Origin of the sequence: Protofrankia sp. Cj5 (genome assembly GCF_917627405.1) — a bacterium.
Taxonomy (GTDB): domain Bacteria; phylum Actinomycetota; class Actinomycetes; order Frankiales; family Frankiaceae; genus Protofrankia.
The window spans coordinates 1-17,004 of the sequence record NZ_CAKJTO010000098.1; the positions used below are offsets into that span (position 1 = coordinate 1).

The 17,004-nt window shown below is 68.4% G+C and carries 15 protein-coding genes; 7 read left to right on the forward strand and 8 right to left on the reverse strand.

What is annotated here, in order from left to right:
• The 4 genes from MJ777_RS18170 to MJ777_RS18180 all read left to right on the forward strand — a co-directional run.
• Positions 1 to 1,990: 4Fe-4S binding protein (locus tag MJ777_RS18170; RefSeq protein ID WP_239377259.1), on the forward strand; the 1,990-nt coding region annotated here is incomplete at its 5' end.
• A 482-nt stretch (positions 1,991 to 2,472) separates the two neighbouring features.
• Positions 2,473 to 2,661: a hypothetical protein gene (locus MJ777_RS18175; RefSeq protein WP_239311409.1), complete on the forward strand. Its 189-nt coding sequence runs from the start codon at positions 2,473 to 2,475 to the stop codon at positions 2,659 to 2,661.
• Entirely contained in the window at positions 2,658 to 2,999 is a 342-nt protein-coding gene (locus tag MJ777_RS22780; protein WP_255724110.1) for a hypothetical protein, read from the forward strand. The genes MJ777_RS18175 and MJ777_RS22780 overlap by 4 nt, the downstream gene beginning before the upstream one ends.
• On the forward strand, positions 2,977 to 3,738 hold the full coding sequence (locus tag MJ777_RS18180; RefSeq protein ID WP_255724112.1) for a hypothetical protein: 762 nt from the start codon (positions 2,977 to 2,979) through the stop codon (positions 3,736 to 3,738). The genes MJ777_RS22780 and MJ777_RS18180 overlap by 23 nt, the downstream gene beginning before the upstream one ends.
• 35 nt (positions 3,739 to 3,773) lie before the next feature.
• On the opposite strand, the gene MJ777_RS18185 is transcribed toward MJ777_RS18180, so the two are convergent.
• The gene (locus tag MJ777_RS18185; protein WP_239377260.1) at positions 3,774 to 4,310 is read right to left on the reverse strand and encodes a hypothetical protein; all 537 of its coding nucleotides are present in this window, start codon (positions 4,308 to 4,310) and stop codon (positions 3,774 to 3,776) included.
• A gap of 253 nt (positions 4,311 to 4,563) precedes the next feature.
• Here MJ777_RS18185 and MJ777_RS18190 point away from each other — a divergent pair, with 253 nt between their 5' ends.
• The 3 genes from MJ777_RS18190 to MJ777_RS18200 all read left to right on the forward strand — a co-directional run bounded on the left by MJ777_RS18190 (position 4,564) and on the right by MJ777_RS18200 (position 8,027).
• A complete protein-coding gene (locus MJ777_RS18190; protein ID WP_239377261.1) occupies positions 4,564 to 6,069 on the forward strand; it encodes a helix-turn-helix transcriptional regulator in 1,506 nt (501 codons plus the stop codon).
• Positions 6,070 to 6,536: 467 nt separating this feature from the next.
• On the forward strand, positions 6,537 to 6,947 hold the full coding sequence (locus MJ777_RS18195; RefSeq protein WP_239377262.1) for a hypothetical protein: 411 nt from the start codon (positions 6,537 to 6,539) through the stop codon (positions 6,945 to 6,947).
• Positions 6,948 to 7,202: 255 nt separating this feature from the next.
• Positions 7,203 to 8,027 carry an alpha/beta hydrolase gene (locus tag MJ777_RS18200; RefSeq protein ID WP_239332014.1) on the forward strand — a complete coding sequence of 275 codons (825 nt, stop codon included), beginning with the start codon at positions 7,203 to 7,205 and terminating at the stop codon, positions 8,025 to 8,027.
• A 210-nt stretch (positions 8,028 to 8,237) separates the two neighbouring features.
• On the opposite strand, the gene MJ777_RS18205 is transcribed toward MJ777_RS18200, so the two are convergent.
• The 7 genes from MJ777_RS18205 to MJ777_RS18235 all read right to left on the reverse strand — a co-directional run bounded on the left by MJ777_RS18205 (position 8,238) and on the right by MJ777_RS18235 (position 16,560).
• Complete coding sequence (locus MJ777_RS18205; RefSeq protein WP_239310699.1) at positions 8,238 to 8,771, reverse strand: toll/interleukin-1 receptor domain-containing protein; 534 nt, start codon at positions 8,769 to 8,771, stop codon at positions 8,238 to 8,240.
• 198 nt (positions 8,772 to 8,969) lie between these two features.
• Positions 8,970 to 10,217 carry a Wadjet anti-phage system protein JetD domain-containing protein gene (locus MJ777_RS18210; RefSeq protein ID WP_239310698.1) on the reverse strand — a complete coding sequence of 416 codons (1,248 nt, stop codon included), beginning with the start codon at positions 10,215 to 10,217 and terminating at the stop codon, positions 8,970 to 8,972.
• On the reverse strand, positions 10,214 to 13,558 hold the full coding sequence (locus MJ777_RS18215) for an ATP-binding protein (protein ID WP_370651616.1): 3,345 nt from the start codon (positions 13,556 to 13,558) through the stop codon (positions 10,214 to 10,216). Before MJ777_RS18215 ends, MJ777_RS18210 begins: the two co-directional genes overlap by 4 nt.
• Positions 13,555 to 14,226 carry a DUF4194 domain-containing protein gene (locus tag MJ777_RS18220; RefSeq protein WP_239310697.1) on the reverse strand — a complete coding sequence of 224 codons (672 nt, stop codon included), beginning with the start codon at positions 14,224 to 14,226 and terminating at the stop codon, positions 13,555 to 13,557. The genes MJ777_RS18215 and MJ777_RS18220 overlap by 4 nt, the downstream gene beginning before the upstream one ends.
• Positions 14,219 to 15,745, reverse strand: a complete 1,527-nt coding sequence (locus MJ777_RS18225) for a DUF3375 domain-containing protein (protein ID WP_239377263.1) — start codon at positions 15,743 to 15,745, stop codon at positions 14,219 to 14,221. The genes MJ777_RS18220 and MJ777_RS18225 overlap by 8 nt, the downstream gene beginning before the upstream one ends.
• 79 nt (positions 15,746 to 15,824) lie before the next feature.
• Positions 15,825 to 16,301 (reverse strand): type II toxin-antitoxin system VapC family toxin, encoded by a 477-nt coding sequence (locus MJ777_RS18230; protein ID WP_239310695.1) that lies wholly within the window; start codon positions 16,299 to 16,301, stop codon positions 15,825 to 15,827.
• 13 nt (positions 16,302 to 16,314) lie between these two features.
• The gene (locus tag MJ777_RS18235) at positions 16,315 to 16,560 is read right to left on the reverse strand and encodes an Arc family DNA-binding protein (protein WP_239310694.1); all 246 of its coding nucleotides are present in this window, start codon (positions 16,558 to 16,560) and stop codon (positions 16,315 to 16,317) included.
• Between the last annotated feature and the right edge of the window lie 444 nt (positions 16,561 to 17,004).

The window sequence follows — 17,004 nt, forward strand, 5'->3', positions numbered from 1 at the left end:
GCACCTGCCCACCGAGGCCCAGCGGCACCTGCTGGACAGGGACGCCCGGCTGTTTGTCGTCGACGCCGACCAGGTGGCGGCGACGGCCGGCATCCCCGGCATCGTCAGCCCCGTGCTGCAGACCTGCTACCTGCGGTTGTCCGGCCTGTTCGAGGCGGACGCGGCGGTCGCCGCGGTGAAGAAGGGCGTCCTCGCCAGCCAGCGCAAGCGCGGTGAGGAGATGCTGCGTCGCAACGCCGCGGCCATCGACGCGGCGCTGAACGCACTGTGCGAGGTCGACCTGCGCGGCTGTGCGGTCAGCGGAACCGTGCGCCGACGTCTGGTCGGTGATGTGCCTGAGTTCGTCCGGCAGGTCACGTCGCGGATCATGGCCGGTGAGGGTGACCAGCTCCCGGTCAGCGCCCTGCCGGCCGACGGCACCTTCCCGGTGGGCACGGCCCGGTACGAAAAGCGCGGCATCGCCCGCGAACTACCGGTCTGGGATCCCGACCTGTGTGTCAGCTGCGGCAAGTGCGCGATCGTCTGCCCGCATGCGGCGATCCGGATGACCCTGTTCGACCCGGCCCGCCTCGCCGAGGCCCCCGCATCATTCCGCCACACCCGCCCGAAGGATCCCCGGCTTGGCGAGTACCGGCTCACGATCCAGGTCGCGCCGGATGACTGCACCGGCTGCGGTGTCTGCGTCGAGGCCTGCCCGGCGAAGAGCCGCGAGATGCCCGACCACCGGGCCCTCGACATGGTCGACGCCGCCTCCCGCTTCGATGAGGAACGGATCAGCTGGGCCTTTCACGAGACCCTGCCGGCGGTCGAGCCGGGGTTGGCCTCGGCGACCACTGTCCGCGGTTCGCAGCTGCGGGAACCGCTGTTCGAGTTCTCCGGCGCCTGCGCCGGCTGCGGCGAGTCGCCCTACCTGAAGCTGCTCACCCAGCTGTACGGCGACCGCATCGTGGTCGCCAACGCCACCGGCTGCTCGTCCATCTACGGCGGAAACCTGCCCACCACACCGTGGACGACCAACGCCGATGGCCGCGGCCCGGCCTGGGTGAACTCCCTGTTCGAGGACAACGCCGAGTTCGGCCTGGGCATGCGCCTCGCGCTGGACGCCCGGGCCCGGGAGGCCCGCCGTCTGCTGCGCGCCGAGGGCGCGCTGCTCGGCGACCAGCTCGTCGACGCGATCCTGGACGCCGACCAGTCCACCGAGGCCGGCATCCTCGACCAGCGGGCCCGGGTGGCTGAACTACGACGCCGGCTGGGGGGCGTCGACCACAGCGCCCGGCTGGACGCCCTCGTCGACGACCTCGTCGCGAAGAGCGTGTGGATCGTCGGCGGCGACGGCTGGGCGTACGACATCGGCTTCGGTGGCCTCGACCACGTGCTCGCCTCCGGGCGCGACGTCAATGTGCTTGTCCTCGACACCGAGGGATACTCCAACACCGGCGGGCAGGCGTCGAAGTCGACGCCGCGGGCAGCCGTCGCGAAGTTTGCCGTCGGCGGCAAGCGGACCCGCAAGAAGGACCTCGGTCTCGTCGCGGCAGCCTACGGCGACGTGTATGTCGCCCAGGTGGCGCTCGGTGCCAACGACGCGCACACGGTGAAGGCCTTCAACGAGGCGGCCAGCTGGGGTGGCCCGTCACTGATCATCGCCTACAGCCACTGCATCGCCCACGGCATCAACATGACCAACGGCATGGCGCACCAGAAGGCCGCGGTACGGTCCGGCTACTGGCCCCTGTACCGGTTCGATCCGCGCATGGAGGAGCAGCCGTTCTCGCTCGATTCCCGGGCGCCGTCGATCCCGTTCAGCGAGTTCGCCGCGACCGAGTCCCGCTTCGCCCGGCTCAGCATGGCCAACCCCGAGGAGGCCGACCGGCTTGAGGCGCTCGCGCAGCGCGACATCCTCGGCCGGTGGCAGAGCTACGAACACGAGGCCGCCCAGGACCGCACACCGCCGCGGAAAGCTGACCCTGTCGACGGCACCGTGACCGCGTAACACCTGGCCGAACGGTGCCCGGCTGTTCGTCGTCCCAGACGGCGGACAGCCGGGATACTGTCTGCCGCGCATCGGCGATCTTCTTGGACGTGAGGTCTCCGATCCGCAGCTCGATCTCGGGTGTCTGACCGGTGACGAGTTCCTTCGCCTGGACTGTCAGTGCACCACCCTGGTCCATCCGGAACGTGATGTCGATCGGCGGGCCCTGCGGCAGCGGAGGCAGCCGTTCGATGAGCCTCTGGCCGACAGGATCGGGTTTGAGATGCACACGAGCCGACGCGGCCAGGGGCGTGCGGGGCGACCGCGACAGTCACACCGAAGGTGTACACGTCTGGCTACACTTTGACGATGCTGATCGAGACGTTGTCCATACGCGAGGCGCGCACAGCTGCCCCGGGTGTTGGCACGCTTCCGCCACCCTCGACGCCTACATCCCAGGTCATCACCTGTCTCGATACGTATCAGTCAGCCAGGAGATTGGCATGGGAAAACATCGCGGCGGAAACAGCGACGACTCGGGCAGCTCCGGTGGTGGCCGCCATCGCCAACCGCAGACCTGCGCACGGTGCAACGGACGCGGGACGGTCACCGTCGGAGGCGACGGCAAGGACGGCAACAGCGCGGGAGAGACCAAGACGTGCGGGGTCCGCGCCGGAAGCGGGACAGTGTGAACCGCGCGGACTTCATCCCAGACGTGATCTGGACGTATGACGAGGACGGCTGGGCAATCCCCGTCAACCGCCACGACAACCCCAGGAAATGGCATGAACTGGTCGAATCCGAAAACTGGATCATAACCCAAGTCGACGACGGGAAGCTACAAGACGGCAAGGGCCTGATCCCCACCAGCTCGTCCAGCGCTCTGGACGTCATGGCCCTGATGCTCAATCTCCTCGACGTGCAGACGGGCATGAACGTCCTGGAGATCGGTGCCGGCACCGGCTACAACGCCGCGCTGATCGCACAGCAGGTCGCCCCCCGGACGGGTGACAACGATCGAAGTAGATGAGGAAATCGCCGAGCACGCGCGGCGGGCCCTTCGCAGAACAGGCCTGCCCGTCAGCGTGATCACCGGAGACGGCGCCGCCGGCTACACCGATAACGCCCCCTACCAGCGCATCATCTGTACCGCGAGCGCCCTGCACGTACCGTATGCCTGGGTCGAACAGACCCAGCCCGATGGGAAAATCGTCCTCCCGTTCGTCGGAGGCCTCGGGCGCGGCGCCTTCCTCAGACTGACCACAGAAAAAGACGGCTGCGCGCACGGCCGATTCCATGACGGCGCGTCGTTCATGCGACTCCGCAACCAACGGGACGACAAACCACTATGGCGCGTTTTCAGCCCAGAAAGCGCGGCCTACTACGACGAAGACCCAGACGACATCAGCATCACCACGACCCGGAGTCTTCATACCGAACCGTTCACCGAGTTCGCCGCCGCGTTCGCACTCGGACTCCTTCTACCGGGATGGAACGTCGGGCTCAGGCCCCTGGACGGCGTCGTACTACTCTCACACGCTGCCTCCGGCTCATGGGCCACTATCCTTCCCGGCGATGACGAGCACCGGGTCTATCACCAGGGACCCCGCCGTCTCTGGGAGGACCTAGACGCAGCCTACCGCTGGTGGCTCGATCTGGACCGGCCCGACAGCACCCGCTTTGGTCTGACCGTCACGCCCACAGGCCAGACTCCCTGGCTCGACAGCCCCGGCAACACGCTTGCCCCCATCGGGGAACCGGCATCCTGACCAGGGCAAGCAGGCAGAGAAAAGATTGTCGCCAATCATCCATACGGTTTCAAGATAATCTCTTGGGCGTTGGGCTTCCCGGAACCCGTCGTCGAACGTTCGAACTTTCGCGTGTGATGCCGTTCCGAGGCCGAGGAGCGGAGGGGATCGTGGATCGGGTCGCGCTCGCAGCGGTGGCAGACCCGCCGTTGGAAGGCCCGCCGGTACAGCGTCGTGGTGGCCGCTAGCAGCTCCACGGCGCGCACCGCACAGCCCGGGGCGTGCTGCTCCAGCACCGTCAGGAAGAAGCGCACCTGCGCGCCGCTGCCAGGGAAGTTGTCGAACAGCACCGTGTGCGCCATGCCGGCACTGGCAGTGGCCTCGACGTAGCCGCGCAGCGCGGTGACCACGGTGAAGTCGTCGATCCAGCCGAGCCGTTCGGCGCTGGTGGCCGTGGCCGCCAGAATGGTCTCCGGTACGTGCTCCCGCAGGCGGAAGACGGCCCGTCCCGGCACCTGGCACAGGGCAGCGGTCAGCGTCGTCTTACCGGCCGCCGGCGGGCCGAACACCGGCACAGCCAAATCGAGGGCCATGGGATAACCCCCCTTCGCGCGGGGATGCCGCCGGGAGGGCCGCCCTTGATGGCACGGCCGTCCAACCGGTGTCATCCCGGGTTCATTGCGGGTTGATGATCGAACGGCCTCAGCGTCTGCCGCCGAAAGCGGGGCGACTACACCGCGAAGCGGTGACCGGCATACGCGGGACGCATAGACCCTGCTACCGGTGGTGTTACCGTCGTGGTGTTGACCTTGGCGTTGGTGTTCGCGAGAGGGAGGCCGTCCGGCGATGACGACCGCGCCCCGCCTGCGGCACTGTTCACGCTGCGGCCATCGGCTCGCCGCCGACAACGCCGGGGCGATGTGCAGCCCCTGCCAGAGCGCCGCCCTCGACGCCCAGGCCCGGCCGCCGGCCGTCCCACCGGAGTTCTGGACGCTCGACCAGATGCGCGACGCCCTGGCTACCTGGCATATGGGCCGGGTGATCTATGCCTACCGCCACCACCCGCACCACGGCTACACGCTGCCCCAGGAACTGGTCGGCACGTGGCTCGGCCTGACCCAGGCCCAGCTCAGCCGCATCGAGAACGGCCGCGCCCCCGAAGAACTCAGCAAGCTCATCCGCTACAGCCAGATTCTCGGCATCCCGGCCGAGCTGCTGTGGTTCGACCTGCCCGGCGAACCGCGTGCCCGGCAACCAGCCCAAGCCCGTCCGCCGATCTTCCTGCCGGTCGTGGTGGGCGGCCGGGAGATCACGCTGCCCATTGACGCCGAAGTCGCCGAGACCGCCGGCCTGAACCGCCTGATCACCAGTGCCGGCCGTGCCTCACTGGAGCGCCGGGCTGCCCGCATCCTGCCCTTTGCCGGTGTGGACGAGCTGCGGCACATGGCCGCCGCGCTGGAGGATGCCCGTCGCTACCTGGACGGTTCGGTCGTCGGCTCCTTCGCCCAGCAGCTCGAGCGTTGCAAGGGGGACGACGGCCGGCTCGGACCGCTGCGTGTCCTGCCGATGGTGCTCGGCATCCTGGGCGCAATCCAGCAACACGCCCGCGACGTCCGGCCGGCGGCGCGGCGGGGACTGCTGGCGGTTGGCGCGGATGGTGCGGAGTTCGCTGGATGGCTGTACCGGGATTTACATGATCCGCTATCGGCGGCCTACTGGTACGACCGCGCCATGGAGTGGGCGCAGGAAGCCCAAGATGCCCCGATGCAGGCATACGTGCTGGTCAAGAAGTCGCAGATGGCCTACGACGGCCGCGACTTGGCCCGGACGTTGGCCTTGGCCGAAGCCGCCAGCCGCGTGTGCCCGGCCGCGCCGCCATCTGTCCAGGCTGAGCTGTTGCAGCAGGAGGCCCTGGCCCTGGCGACGCACGGCGAACCGCTGCCCGTGATCGAGCGCAAGCTGGACGCTGCCCGCATGGCGTTCGGTGAAACCGCGCCGGATGATGATGCCACTGGTCTGCATGTCGCCACCGCCACGCTGCAACTGCGTGCCGCCGCTGTCTACACCGAGGCCGGGATGCCTAACCGGGCAGCCGGGATCTTCGCGGACATCCTGGCGGGGAACAGCCTGTCCCGCCGCGACACCGGGCTGTTCGGGGCGGGACAGGCGGCAGCGCTGGCCCTCAGCGGCCACCCGGATGACGCCGCCGCTGTCGGCCTCGACGCCTTGCAGATCGCGCGGGCAACCAGGTCGGAACGTACGACGGGCATCCTGTCGGACGTGGCCCGGACGTTGATGCCCTGGCGCTCCCGTCCGGGGCCGCGGGAGTTCCGGGAAGCGATGTTGGCGTAGCGAGTCGCGTATGTCCAGCTACCTGGGTGAGTTCCGTGGATGACTTCTGGTCAACAGCGCATACGGGCTGAATCCGAGGATGGGGCGCACTAGCCCGTTTCATCAACGGATGGCCAACTTGACTATTGTTTGCGTAATGCATCGGATCTGACGCTCAGTGCATGGTCCAGTTCAGGTGTGGAGGGACTACCCAGCGCGGCACAAGTTGTAGAAATCGGGTCAAGGAGGCCGGTCTGCGCTGTAGGCATCACCCGTCGTGGTCATTAGTTCAGACTCGTCCGCGCCGCAGCACGGCACGCACACCAGCAGTGCCTCGCCCAAGAACCGCGTCATCAGCGCCGCGCCGTTCAGCGCCGCTGTCTCCGAGCCGTGAAGAGCTGCGGGTACGCTCTGCCGCCGAGGCGTGCATCGGCCTGATCGCCAGCTCCAGTCCTCAGGAAGTCGTCATCGGGCGCGCGACCGAGTACGTGAGTGACGAGACATGGCAGCGGCTTACTCGTAGCTGGTCAGGACGCCGGTGCAGTGCCCTTGCCAAGCTGGCACGGACCATCCTGGATGCGCAAGACCGGCTTCGGGAAGGGCTGGTTGAGGTCACCGACCGGACGCTTAAGCTGCTCAATCGCTCCTCCGTCGAGCGGCAGTTCGCGGCAGAACTGGTGAAGCGGCTGCCGCTGCCGGCGGTCGGCGAAAACTTGATCGCCGCCGCGCGGGGACTCCAGGTGACCGGCATCGTCGTGTGCGTGGCAGCAAGTCGCCCGCTGACAGAGTGCGCATGCTTCACCGACGTCGTGCGCGTGGAGGGCCAGGCCAAGGTCAAGTTTTTGATCACAGCCGGGATGGTGGACTGGGCGGGGTTGGGGACGATCGACGCCCGCTGAGTGCCCTCGTCGTTCTGCTGCGGCATGGTGCTCGGGGCGGAAGCGTCTGGCGCCTCTGCCACTGGTCCGCGTACATGAACAGCGCGACGGCAGCAGCCGCCGAGGAGATGACCTGGCTGTACGGCAACGGGTCGCCGATGGCCTGCGGGTGCTGGACTGGGATCTCCCACGCGGCGACCGGCCTTGGCCAAGGCCGACTGTTCGCCAGAGGATGGCCATGGCCGACGACCGCGACGCCGAAGGAGGAAGGAGGCCATGCCCGTGCACGAGACCGTGACCTCGCTTCACACGCTCGATGGGCTGCACTTGGCCGCGACGCTGGCGACGCCGGAGGCGGCTGCGGAGCGCGCCGCGGTCCTGGTCCACGGCGGCGGTGTCACCCGTGAGGAGGGCGGTTTCTTCACCCGGCTGGCCGCCGGGCTGGCGGATGTCGGTGTGGCGTCGCTGCGCTTCGATCTGCGGGGGCACGGGGAAAGCGAGGGCCGGCAGGAGGAGCTGACGCTGGCGTCCATCCTCAACGACATCCGGGTTGCCGTGGCCACCGTCCAGGAGGCCACCGGCGTCGGCCACGCGACCTTGCTCGGCGCGAGCTTCGGCGGCGGCATCTGCGGCTACTACGCCGCCAAGTGCCCGGCGGACGTGTCCCGGCTGGTACTGCTCAACCCGCAGTTCAACTACAAGTGGCGCACGATTGACAGCCGGCCGTACTGGCATGACGATCACATAGACGACGAGGCTGCCCGGACGCTGAACGAGCAGGGGGCGATCACCTTCACGCCGACCCTCAGGCACGGCCGGCCGATTCTCAACGAGGTCTTCTGGCTGCGGCCGGACGAGGTCATCGGTGAGATCGCCGCGTCTACGCTGGTGGTGCACGGCACCAAGGACACCCTGGTGCCCATCGAGTCCTCGCGTGCCGCGATGGCCAGGTTCACGGCCGACGCCCAGCTGGTGGAGGTCGAAGGCGCGCAGCATGGCTTCGCCGTCCACGACGACCCGCAGTACCTCCAGCCGCAGAGCCAGGAGTGGCAGGCGTTCGTGATCCGAACCGTGGCGGAGTGGGTGACCGCCGGGGCATAGGGATTAGCAGGCGTTTGAGATTCTCTGCCCGGTACCTGTGGACGATCCCAGGCGGGGCGCGCAATCTGGCCGCGAGGTGTGCGCTAGGCGTGCGTTCGCGGGGTTTCGTGGCCTGGCGGCTGGTGATCGTGAGAGCTCTGGAGGATGTCGTGACAGCCTACCTATCCCTCGGATCTGACGGATTCTCCGTCTTCGCCACGGACGCCTGGCCTACCCCGAGCTGCCGGGCGAGCTGGGTCTGGGTGAGATCCGCCGCCCGGCGGATCGCGGACAGTCCCCCACGGGCGTAGTAGGCAAGCTTGGCGCCACGGCCGGCTTGCGCCGCCCCTGCGCAATCGCTGCCACCAGCCGGTCCCGCGCGGTCTCGTCGTCGACACCGAACAGGTCCACCGACACGATCTGACGCAACAACCCTGGCCGGTCACAGTCCTCGACCCGCACCACCAGCAGTAATCGTCGCGCGCCCGCCGGATCGGCCGCCCACACCGCCTGCCACTCCTCCGTGGCAAACGCCGACCTCAGATAGGCGGCCGACAACACCACCACCGTGCGCCGATCACCAGCCAGTGCTTTCTGCATCTCACCGACGAAATGCGAGCCCGGCCCGAAATCCCACGCCTGAATCAGCGCCTCATGCCCGGCCGCCTCCAACGTCCACGCGACCCATTCCGCCCACCGGACGTCGACACCCGTATACGACACGAAGAAACGCTGCGGCGCCTCGATGGATCCCCCGTCGGCCATATCAGCAGCATCCCACTCCCAAGCCCGCCACCTGCCGACGACTCCCATGATCACCCATAAGAGGCCCGGACGTTCTCCCCGTAGTGTGACGGCACCGCCATCCGAGGCACGAAGCTCTGATCATCCGCCGGCCGCCACAGCAGCCGTGCTACCGACGTACGTGCCGTCCGGGAGGACGCCGAGTGATCGTGGTCGACACTAGTGGCCGCCGCCGGAAGTTCGCCCTTTCACGATCTGCATCAGTCGGGCAGCTGCGTGGGCGAGGGGGATGACCTCCTGCTCGATCCGGCGGAATGGGGTGGGGCCCGCGGTTGCGATGGTGTTGTACGCGGTGGCCTCGGCTTCGGTCAGGTGCGGCAGGGCCGTCGGTGACGGCTGGATGGGACGGCCCGCTTGGTCATGGTTAATGCCGTGGCGGGCGTAGCGGTGCAGGTCTGTGGCGTCCATGAGGATGGAGGTGACGGGCTTCGCTGGCGCGCCGTCTGGGAAGGGCTCGGCTAGCGCGGCGCGAAACTGGTCGAGGATCGCGTACCCGTCGGCGTCGATGTCGCCCCAGTAGACGACGTGGTCCGCGGTGCGGATCCAGGGAACGTTCGCCAGCAGGGCGGCTGCGGCTTTGCCGCCGCCCTCGACGACGATGGTGTCCCTGACTGACGGGAACCAGAGGCGGGAGTCGCGGTTCTCGACAACGAGGACCACGCCTGGCCGGTAGGCGATGTCGTGCGTGTCACCGGTGGTCCAGGCGTCGTGCCTGCGGCGGCCCGACGCGGCGTGGTCAGGATCGACATACGTCAGGTGCATGACGGCCAGCCGGGGCCTGACCTCGTCTCGGACATCGCGGCCCGCGACGTCGCGCAGCAGCGCGCCGTGGGTGTCAAGCCATTTGGTGTGCATACCGGGGACCGGGAGCTGCCGCAGCGTCCAGGCGCCAGCATCGGGGTGCTGGTGTAGCCAGGTCACGGCACTGAGCAGTACCTCCACGTCGTTGGCCTGGAGGCGGTAGACGGCCCGAAGCGTCGCCGGGGTGAGGATCGCGTCGGCGGACCGCAGCGCTGACGCGAGCGCACGGGCACGGCTGATGTCCACGGCCGGTGGCGCGGCGCTGGTACGGGCGTCGGTGACGAGCGTGACGCCACCGTCCATGTCCGCATGGAGCATGGCAGGGAAATCGCCAGCGACTCCTCGGATGGTCACCGCTTTGCGAACGAGTTCCACGCCGGTAGGCAGTCGTTCGGAGAACTCGCGCCACCGCATGTGCCACTCGTACCAGGCGGCGTATCCGAGCCGCTCGACAGCCTTGCCCGTCGACACACCGGGGCGGAGCGGAACGGAGAACACGACGTGGTCGCCGACGCCATGCTCCGCGCACACGGCTTCCGCCCACTTCTGATCGAGCTTTCGGCGGACGGCAGCGGCTGCGTCCGTCGGGGTGACGAGCGCGCTCATGCGTCCGGAACACCGACCAGGGGCTTCGCCCAGGATCGGCCCTGGGCATTCTTGAGGATCAGGTACTCGGCGTCCACGTGCGGCTCGATCGCGCTGTGCTTGTCGTTGGGAGCGCCGATGACGAGCTGGAAACCGAGGCCGCGCCACGCGCCGATAGCCCGACCAGTGAAGTGCGCGTCCGCTTTGATCAGCGCCTCGTCGAGGAAAACGGGGGCGTAGCGGGGGCGGTCGGCGCCGGCATCGCCCAGCTGGTACCGCAGCGCGGCCCCGACGATGAACGCGACGAGCTCCTGCGACTCACCCCCGGACTTCTCGCCGATGTGGTCGTACACGGCGACGTGCCCACCGTCGAGATCGTGTTTCTCGGCGCTGATCCGAACATGGTTTCGTACATCGACAAGGTCGGCGAAGTCGGGTGCGGTGCGCCGGATGCGGTTGATCACCTTGGCCATCCGATGATAGGCGCGGTCCCGGTCGGCCTCCGTTGCCGCCTGGTCGAGGAAAGCGCGGACGTCACGCAGGTCCTTGCGGAACCGGGCGCGCACCGTGGAATGGCTCTCCTGCGGGTCGATGCGCAGCCGGTGCCTGTCATCGGCGAACGGTAGTCCGGCGAGGATGCGGTTGACCGGATCGATCCGGTCGCGGATCTCCCGTACCGCGGCGGCGAGCTCGCTGTCCAGGCCGGTCAGGTCATTGCCGGACAGGGTGAGCAGGCTGTCCCGCCACTCGGCCTCCAGCTCGTGCAGTCCGCTGGTCTCCAGGTCGGCGAGCAGACGCTCGAAGTCGCGGTAGGAGTCCTCCGCGTCGGTGCCGAGGTTCGGGTTGGGCCAGCGCTCGACGAATGTCGAGAACGTGTCGTGCAGGGCTTTCTTCGACCGGCTGATCGTCTCCGTCGCGGCCTGCTGGCCGGTACGGAGCCGCTCACTGGCTCGTTTCACCGCCCCGTCGAACTCCGCGAGCGCCTCCGCCGGGGCGGTGCCCTCCGGTCCGCTGTCGAACAGAGTCTCCAGGTACGCCTGCTGCTCCTGGCTGACCTCGGCGCCTGCCGCGGCGGCCGAGTCGAGTGCCAGCTGGGCGCGGCCGACCTCGTCGGCCATCGACCGCTGGGACTCACCGAGTACCGTTACGTCCCGCTTCTGCTGGCCGGCCTGCTCGGTCAGTGCGCGAGCCCGTTCCTTCAGGCCATCCAGTTGACGTTGCAACTGGTCAATCCGCGGATTGCCGGCGCGGACCTCCTCGACGACGCGGTTCCAACGGTCTCGTTCCGCCTGGGCTGACTCGACGTCCACCTGGTCCCAGGACAACTCGATCATGATCTGGTAGGTCGTACGCCGGGCCTCGAACGAGTTGAGGTTCTCCTCCGCCTCCGATACCCGGGCGCCAGCGGCGTCGAGGCGCTTCTGGGCAGAGGCGATCCGGTTCTCGAGGTCGGCCAGCAGCCTGTCGTTGGTGAAACCGAGCACGTTGGCCCGGCCGTGACCGCCGTGCGCGCCCCGGCCGCGTTCCGCTGTCTGGCCGGTGATGGTGAGCGCCTTGGCGTGTCGCGCCAGCAGTTTGGGCGTCTCGACGCAGACGAAGTCGAACCGGCGGGCGAGCTCGTTCTTCAGCCAGGCGGTGAACGGCGACGGCCGGTAGTCGAGCCGGCCGGGAAGCGTCGTCGGGTCCAGCGCGACCTCGTCGCGCAGACCGGTAGGCACGCCCTCGAACTGGACCCGCCGGGCGGTCGGCACCGCGTTGATCGCTTCGCGGAACGAGTTCAGCCTGCCAATGTCGATCAACATCCGGGTGGCGAACCCGCCGAGCGCCAGGTTGAACGCCTCACGCCACGGCTCGAACTCCGTTCGCACCTCGACCAGCTCGCCGACGAACGGCAGGTCCTCCGGGGTGAGCCCGGCGGCGTCGGCCAATGCCGCGCGAGCCGCGTGCAGCTCAGACGGGATGTTGCCCCGGCGGGCCTTGACCGCTTCGTGCTCTGTTTGCCACCCGGCCCACTCGCCTTCGGCTGCCTTCTTCTCCGTCATCGCGTCGGCGAACAGCTCCTGGGCCGTTTTCCTGGCGTCGGTGTCGGCCAGGAAGCGGTGCGCCGTCTCGACCAGTGCGGCGAAGTCCTCCCCGGTGGACACGGTAGCGTCGATGGCGCGGAGCGTTTGGTCCAGTCGCTTCCATGAGCGTGTGACGTCACTCAGCCGCTGCTCCGCGCCCCGGATCTCCCGCAGCGCGGTGGTCAGGCGGTCACCACCGGAGGCACGAAGCGTCTCAGTCACGCCGTCGCGCTGCGCCTCGGCCGCCTCGACCAGGGCGATGGTCCCCGACAGTTCCTCCTGGGCTCGGCGGTGCCGCTCGGCCAGGTCCTCCTCGGCTGCGCGCAGCAGGTCGAGCCGGCGTTCATGACGCCACAACGCGGCCGGGGACGACGCACCGGTGAACGATCCGACCTCGTCGAGCAGGTGCAACCGGTCCACCGCCTCGTCGATGGCGCGCCGATGTCCGCGGATCGGTCCCAACGCCTTCACCTGCTGCCGGGCGATGATCATCCTGTCCCGGGTGCCGGACAACTCGTCGAACTGCTGTACCACCGCGTCCGCGGTGGCCAGCGTGGACGGCTCCTCGAGGACCATCGTCTTGTAGAGAGCGTCGACGGTGGTGATCTGCTGACCGGCCTGGATCCGGCCCAGCAGCGCGACCGCCTTGTGCCCATCGCCCGCGGCACCGATACCGAGCGTGGTGTGAAGACGCGCGGTGAAGTCCCGGTCAGTGTCGAAGCAGTTCAGGCCGGTTGCCGTGACGTCAGCGCGGGCGAGTTTCTTGCCTGCCGCTCCTTCCAGCGCCCGCAGCTCGTATCCATGATCGCAGGTGGCGCGTACCGCGACGACGTCGTCCAGGCCGCGGGCGGACGACGGGACATACCAAGCCCGGAGCGCGGTGAACCTGACGCCGGTGTGGTCGGCCCACGTCATCGCGATGGCCGACCAGGTGTCGCGGCCGTCCCCGCGCAGCACCTGCGACTTCGTCTCGCCGTCGGTCCGAGACTCGTCGAGCTTGCCGCGCGCATAGGACAGGATGTTGCGCTGGTCCTTTCCCCGCGGCCTGCCGACCACCCCTCCGTTGGAGGCCCCGTTGAAGGGAGTCGTGTGCGGCATGAGCAACGCGATGTAGGAGTCCATCAGCGTCGACTTGCCCGACCCGGAACCTCCGCTGAGCAGAGTCGCGCCGGGTGCGAGTCGCAGGTGGTGGTACCCGTCATAGCCGCCCCAGTTGACCAGTTGCAGGTCCCGCGCCACCCACTGCTGCCCCCGCGACGCCGCCGGGATCAATCCGAACAGCGTTTCGAGCATGTTCACGCCGTGGCCTCGTTCCGTCCGCGCAACCATTGCTCCAGTTCGGCGAGCTTCGCGGTACTCAGCACGACTTCCACCATGGGGGTGATCCGGTACCGGCCCGCGGACTCCTCCGTGAGCAGGCCTTCGGTGACCAGCCGCTGCACCGCGCCGCGGACCTCCTGCTGGTTGCGGGCCAGGTTGTGATCGTTCGGATTGAAGTAGGTCAGCACGGTCTGCTCGAGCTCCTCGATGTCCACCCGCGCGGACGCCTCGCCCGTGCCGCGTTCGCGTTGGAAGACAGTCCGCAGATGCACCAGCACCAACGTCTCGGCCCGGCTGTAGGGGTCGTCCTTGAGCAGGATCGGCACGTCCAGTTCCGCCGAGCGCACCTGCTGCTTGTAGGCGACGCCCCGGTCGTGGTCGACCACGAGCCGCACGAACAGGTCGTGCAGTCGCGACTCGAGGATCTGCTGGTTCTCCAGCAGCGTGCGCCACTGCGCCGGGCTCCTCTCGGCCAGCACGAACTTGCGCCGCAACAACTGCACCAGCACCCGCCGTACGTCCGCGTCCAGGGTGCCCGCGTCGCCAGCGAACAACTCGGCTGGATCGTCCTCCATCGAGACCGGGTTGATGAACCCGGCCGCCGTGTCTGCCGGCCAGCCGTCGTCAGCGCGGTCCGGTTCAGTCATCGTCGCCGCTCCCGTCGCCGCTCCCGTCGCCGCTCCCGCCAGCGCGCGCCGGGTTCGCAGCCACCACGCCGCCGAGGGCGAACCGTCGCCGGGTCCGGTCGGGGCGGACCGCGTCGACCACCGCGACCTGGTCCGTCTCAGTCATCCCGGCATCGTGGGCGATCTCCAGCAAGCCGAGCAGGTCGACCGGCCGCTGGATACCCTCGACCGCCGCGCGGAACGCCGCCGCGACATCCACGCTCTCCGCGTCGCCCGCGAACGCCGCCACGTGCGCGCGCAGCTCGGCGTACCGGGGCCCACCCCATGCCCGGGTGTCCGCGGCCGGTATGTCCTCGGACGCATCCCATTCGCGCAACGGCGCGGGCGGCTGTGGTGGCCGCGGATCGCTCATGCGCTGCCGCAGGTGCCCGACGTCGGCCACTGGCAGGCGGCGGAGCGGCTCGACGGCCTCGCCGCGGCGTGAGCCGGGAACCCACGTGTGGAAACCGGACATCACCTCCCTCAGCAAGTCGTCCACCTGGCGGTCTCGCATCGGATCGTGGTTGCGGACCTGCGTGGTGATCACATGGGATGCCTGCCTTTGCGCGGTCAGCACCTCCTTGACGCCTTGCTCGATCCGGCGCGCGATCTCGGTAAGCTCCCGCCGCTGCCGCTCGGGCAGCAGCTCGGTGAACGGGTGCTGCAGCACCGTGCGCAGCTGGCTCCACAGGTCATTGATCTGCGTCGGGTCGCCGATCAGACGCAACGCTCCCGCGAACGCACGGCCTTCCGGCGTCGCGTCCAGGATCCGCTGGCCGCGGGCCAGGTACTCGCGGAGCACCTCACCAGTCGGCCGCACGTCGTGCCGCAGCTCAGCGACGACGTCGCGTTGAATGATCTTGATGGACTCCGCCACGCGGGCGAAGTCCGCGGGAAGCTCCCGCGCCAGGTGCAGCACGTTCTCGGCCGCCTCAAGCAGCTGCTCGTCCTCGACGGTCTCGACGGCGCCTTCCTCTTCGAGCCGAACGAGCTCCTCCTGACGTTGCCGGATCTCCTCCTGGAGGCGCGCGATCCGGGCCATGACGTCCGGATCGGCATCCTGCGCAAGCCGCTCGATCGCCTCCAACAGTGTCCTGACCCGGGACTCCGACACCCTCGTCCGCACCCCCCCGACCCGTCCGGCTACCTCGAGCGCACCAACGCCGTATGCGGACAGCCGATACACCTCGACGTCATCATCGGACACCTGCCGCACCAACCATCCCGCCTGCACCCACTGCCTGCACAGCTCCCGCGCGTTCCCAGCGGGCAGCGGCTGGTTGTCCTCATCGCCATAGCCCGCGGCCCGTAACTGGTCGAGGGCGTTGTTGATCTCCGCGTGCGAGTCCGCCACCGCCACCATCGGCCGCTCCGCGGTGAAGACCATCGCCAGCACCGTCACCACGAACGGCGCGTGCGTTTGATGGAGCAGGGTGAGCATCGGATTCTGGAACGCCCGGAGCGCCCCCTGGTATGCACCTTCTACACCTTGTGTGCCCATCGCCACATAGCGTACGACACACGTACGACATGGTTTGGACTGATCCCGTTTGCGCTTGCGTGGGCCCTGTCGGAGCCTCTTACTCAGCCAGGCGTTTGTCACGTCGGGTGGTGGCCTGCTCAGCAGGCAACGCACCGGCGCTCCAAGGGTCGACCAGCTCCAGACCCAGACCGGTGAAGTCGTTGGTGTTGCGGGTGGCCAGCACGGCGTCGTGGGACCGACAGATGGCCGCGATCTGGGCATCGAAGCCGCTGATCGGAGCCCCGGCTCTTTCCCGCTCGACCACCACATCGGCGTAGTGGCGGCCCGCCGCGGCATCGAAGGACAGGACTTTATCTCGGAATACCGTAAAGATGTCGTCGGCCGCCGCCAGCAGCAGCTCGCGGCGACGACCGATCGGCAGTCGGATGATGCCGTAACGCACCTCAGCCAGGCTTACCGAGGTCGTGTTCAGGGCGGTAGCCGGCTGGTTGGTCACCCAGGCCACGACGCGGGCGGCTGGTGCCGTGCGCATGAGCTCAGAGATGACGTTGGTATCGAGAACGATCAGTGTCAAGGGTGGTACCCGGTCACGTGAACAGGTCCGCCGCGCGCGGTGCCTGTGTACGCGTTGGCAGTTGGAGATCGACGCCACCAAGCGCGCCGAACCGGGTGAGCAGAGCCTGAGCGAGACCAGTGGCGTCCTCGGGCTCGCTGACCGCCGCGGTGAGGATCGCGCGGATCTCGGCTTCCATCGAACGGCCGTGGTGCGCCGCCCGTACGCGCAGCCGCTCCCGCACGCCGTCGTCGAGATCCCGAATGCTGACAGCCGCCATCTGGATCACCTCCTGATAGCAATGCTAGCGCAAATGGGCGCAGGCGACACCGCCGGCACGCATGGCCGCTTTCCGAAGTCATACAACGATTTTCTGTCACCGTCGCGCCGCAACCCACCCAGAGCGGGAGGGAATGGAGCGATCCCGGTTCCGCGGCCGCCGACAAGGGCCACGGTCGTCATCTGACAAGACCCGCCTGATTCCTCTGGCTCGACACCTGCTGATAACCGTTGAGATCGTTCGGGAGGGAGCGGAGGGCTGATGACCGGGAATGCGCTTTAGAGCGCCCGGCAATAGGGGTGTGGATCAAGGAGCGGGGCTGGGGTGCGTGCATCGCGAGGCGGTGGAGGGAGTCACCCTGGTGTTGGGTGGCGACCGACGACAACGCGGTGAGGTGCGTGCCCCAGCCCCGCGACGCCGCGTCCCTATTGCCGGGCGCTCTTA

Coding starts and splice junctions, on each gene's coding strand:
- MJ777_RS18175 (WP_239311409.1), top strand. CDS start 2,473: ATGGGAAAACATCGCGGCGGAAACAGCGACGACTCGGGCAGCTCCGGT.
- MJ777_RS18185 (WP_239377260.1), bottom strand. CDS start 4,310: ATGGCCCTCGATTTGGCTGTGCCGGTGTTCGGCCCGCCGGCGGCCGGT.
- MJ777_RS18190 (WP_239377261.1), top strand. CDS start 4,564: ATGACGACCGCGCCCCGCCTGCGGCACTGTTCACGCTGCGGCCATCGG.
- MJ777_RS18200 (WP_239332014.1), top strand. CDS start 7,203: ATGCCCGTGCACGAGACCGTGACCTCGCTTCACACGCTCGATGGGCTG.
- MJ777_RS18205 (WP_239310699.1), bottom strand. CDS start 8,771: ATGGCCGACGGGGGATCCATCGAGGCGCCGCAGCGTTTCTTCGTGTCG.
- MJ777_RS18210 (WP_239310698.1), bottom strand. CDS start 10,217: ATGAGCGCGCTCGTCACCCCGACGGACGCAGCCGCTGCCGTCCGCCGA.
- MJ777_RS18220 (WP_239310697.1), bottom strand. CDS start 14,226: ATGACTGAACCGGACCGCGCTGACGACGGCTGGCCGGCAGACACGGCG.
- MJ777_RS18225 (WP_239377263.1), bottom strand. CDS start 15,745: ATGGGCACACAAGGTGTAGAAGGTGCATACCAGGGGGCGCTCCGGGCG.
- MJ777_RS18235 (WP_239310694.1), bottom strand. CDS start 16,560: ATGGCGGCTGTCAGCATTCGGGATCTCGACGACGGCGTGCGGGAGCGG.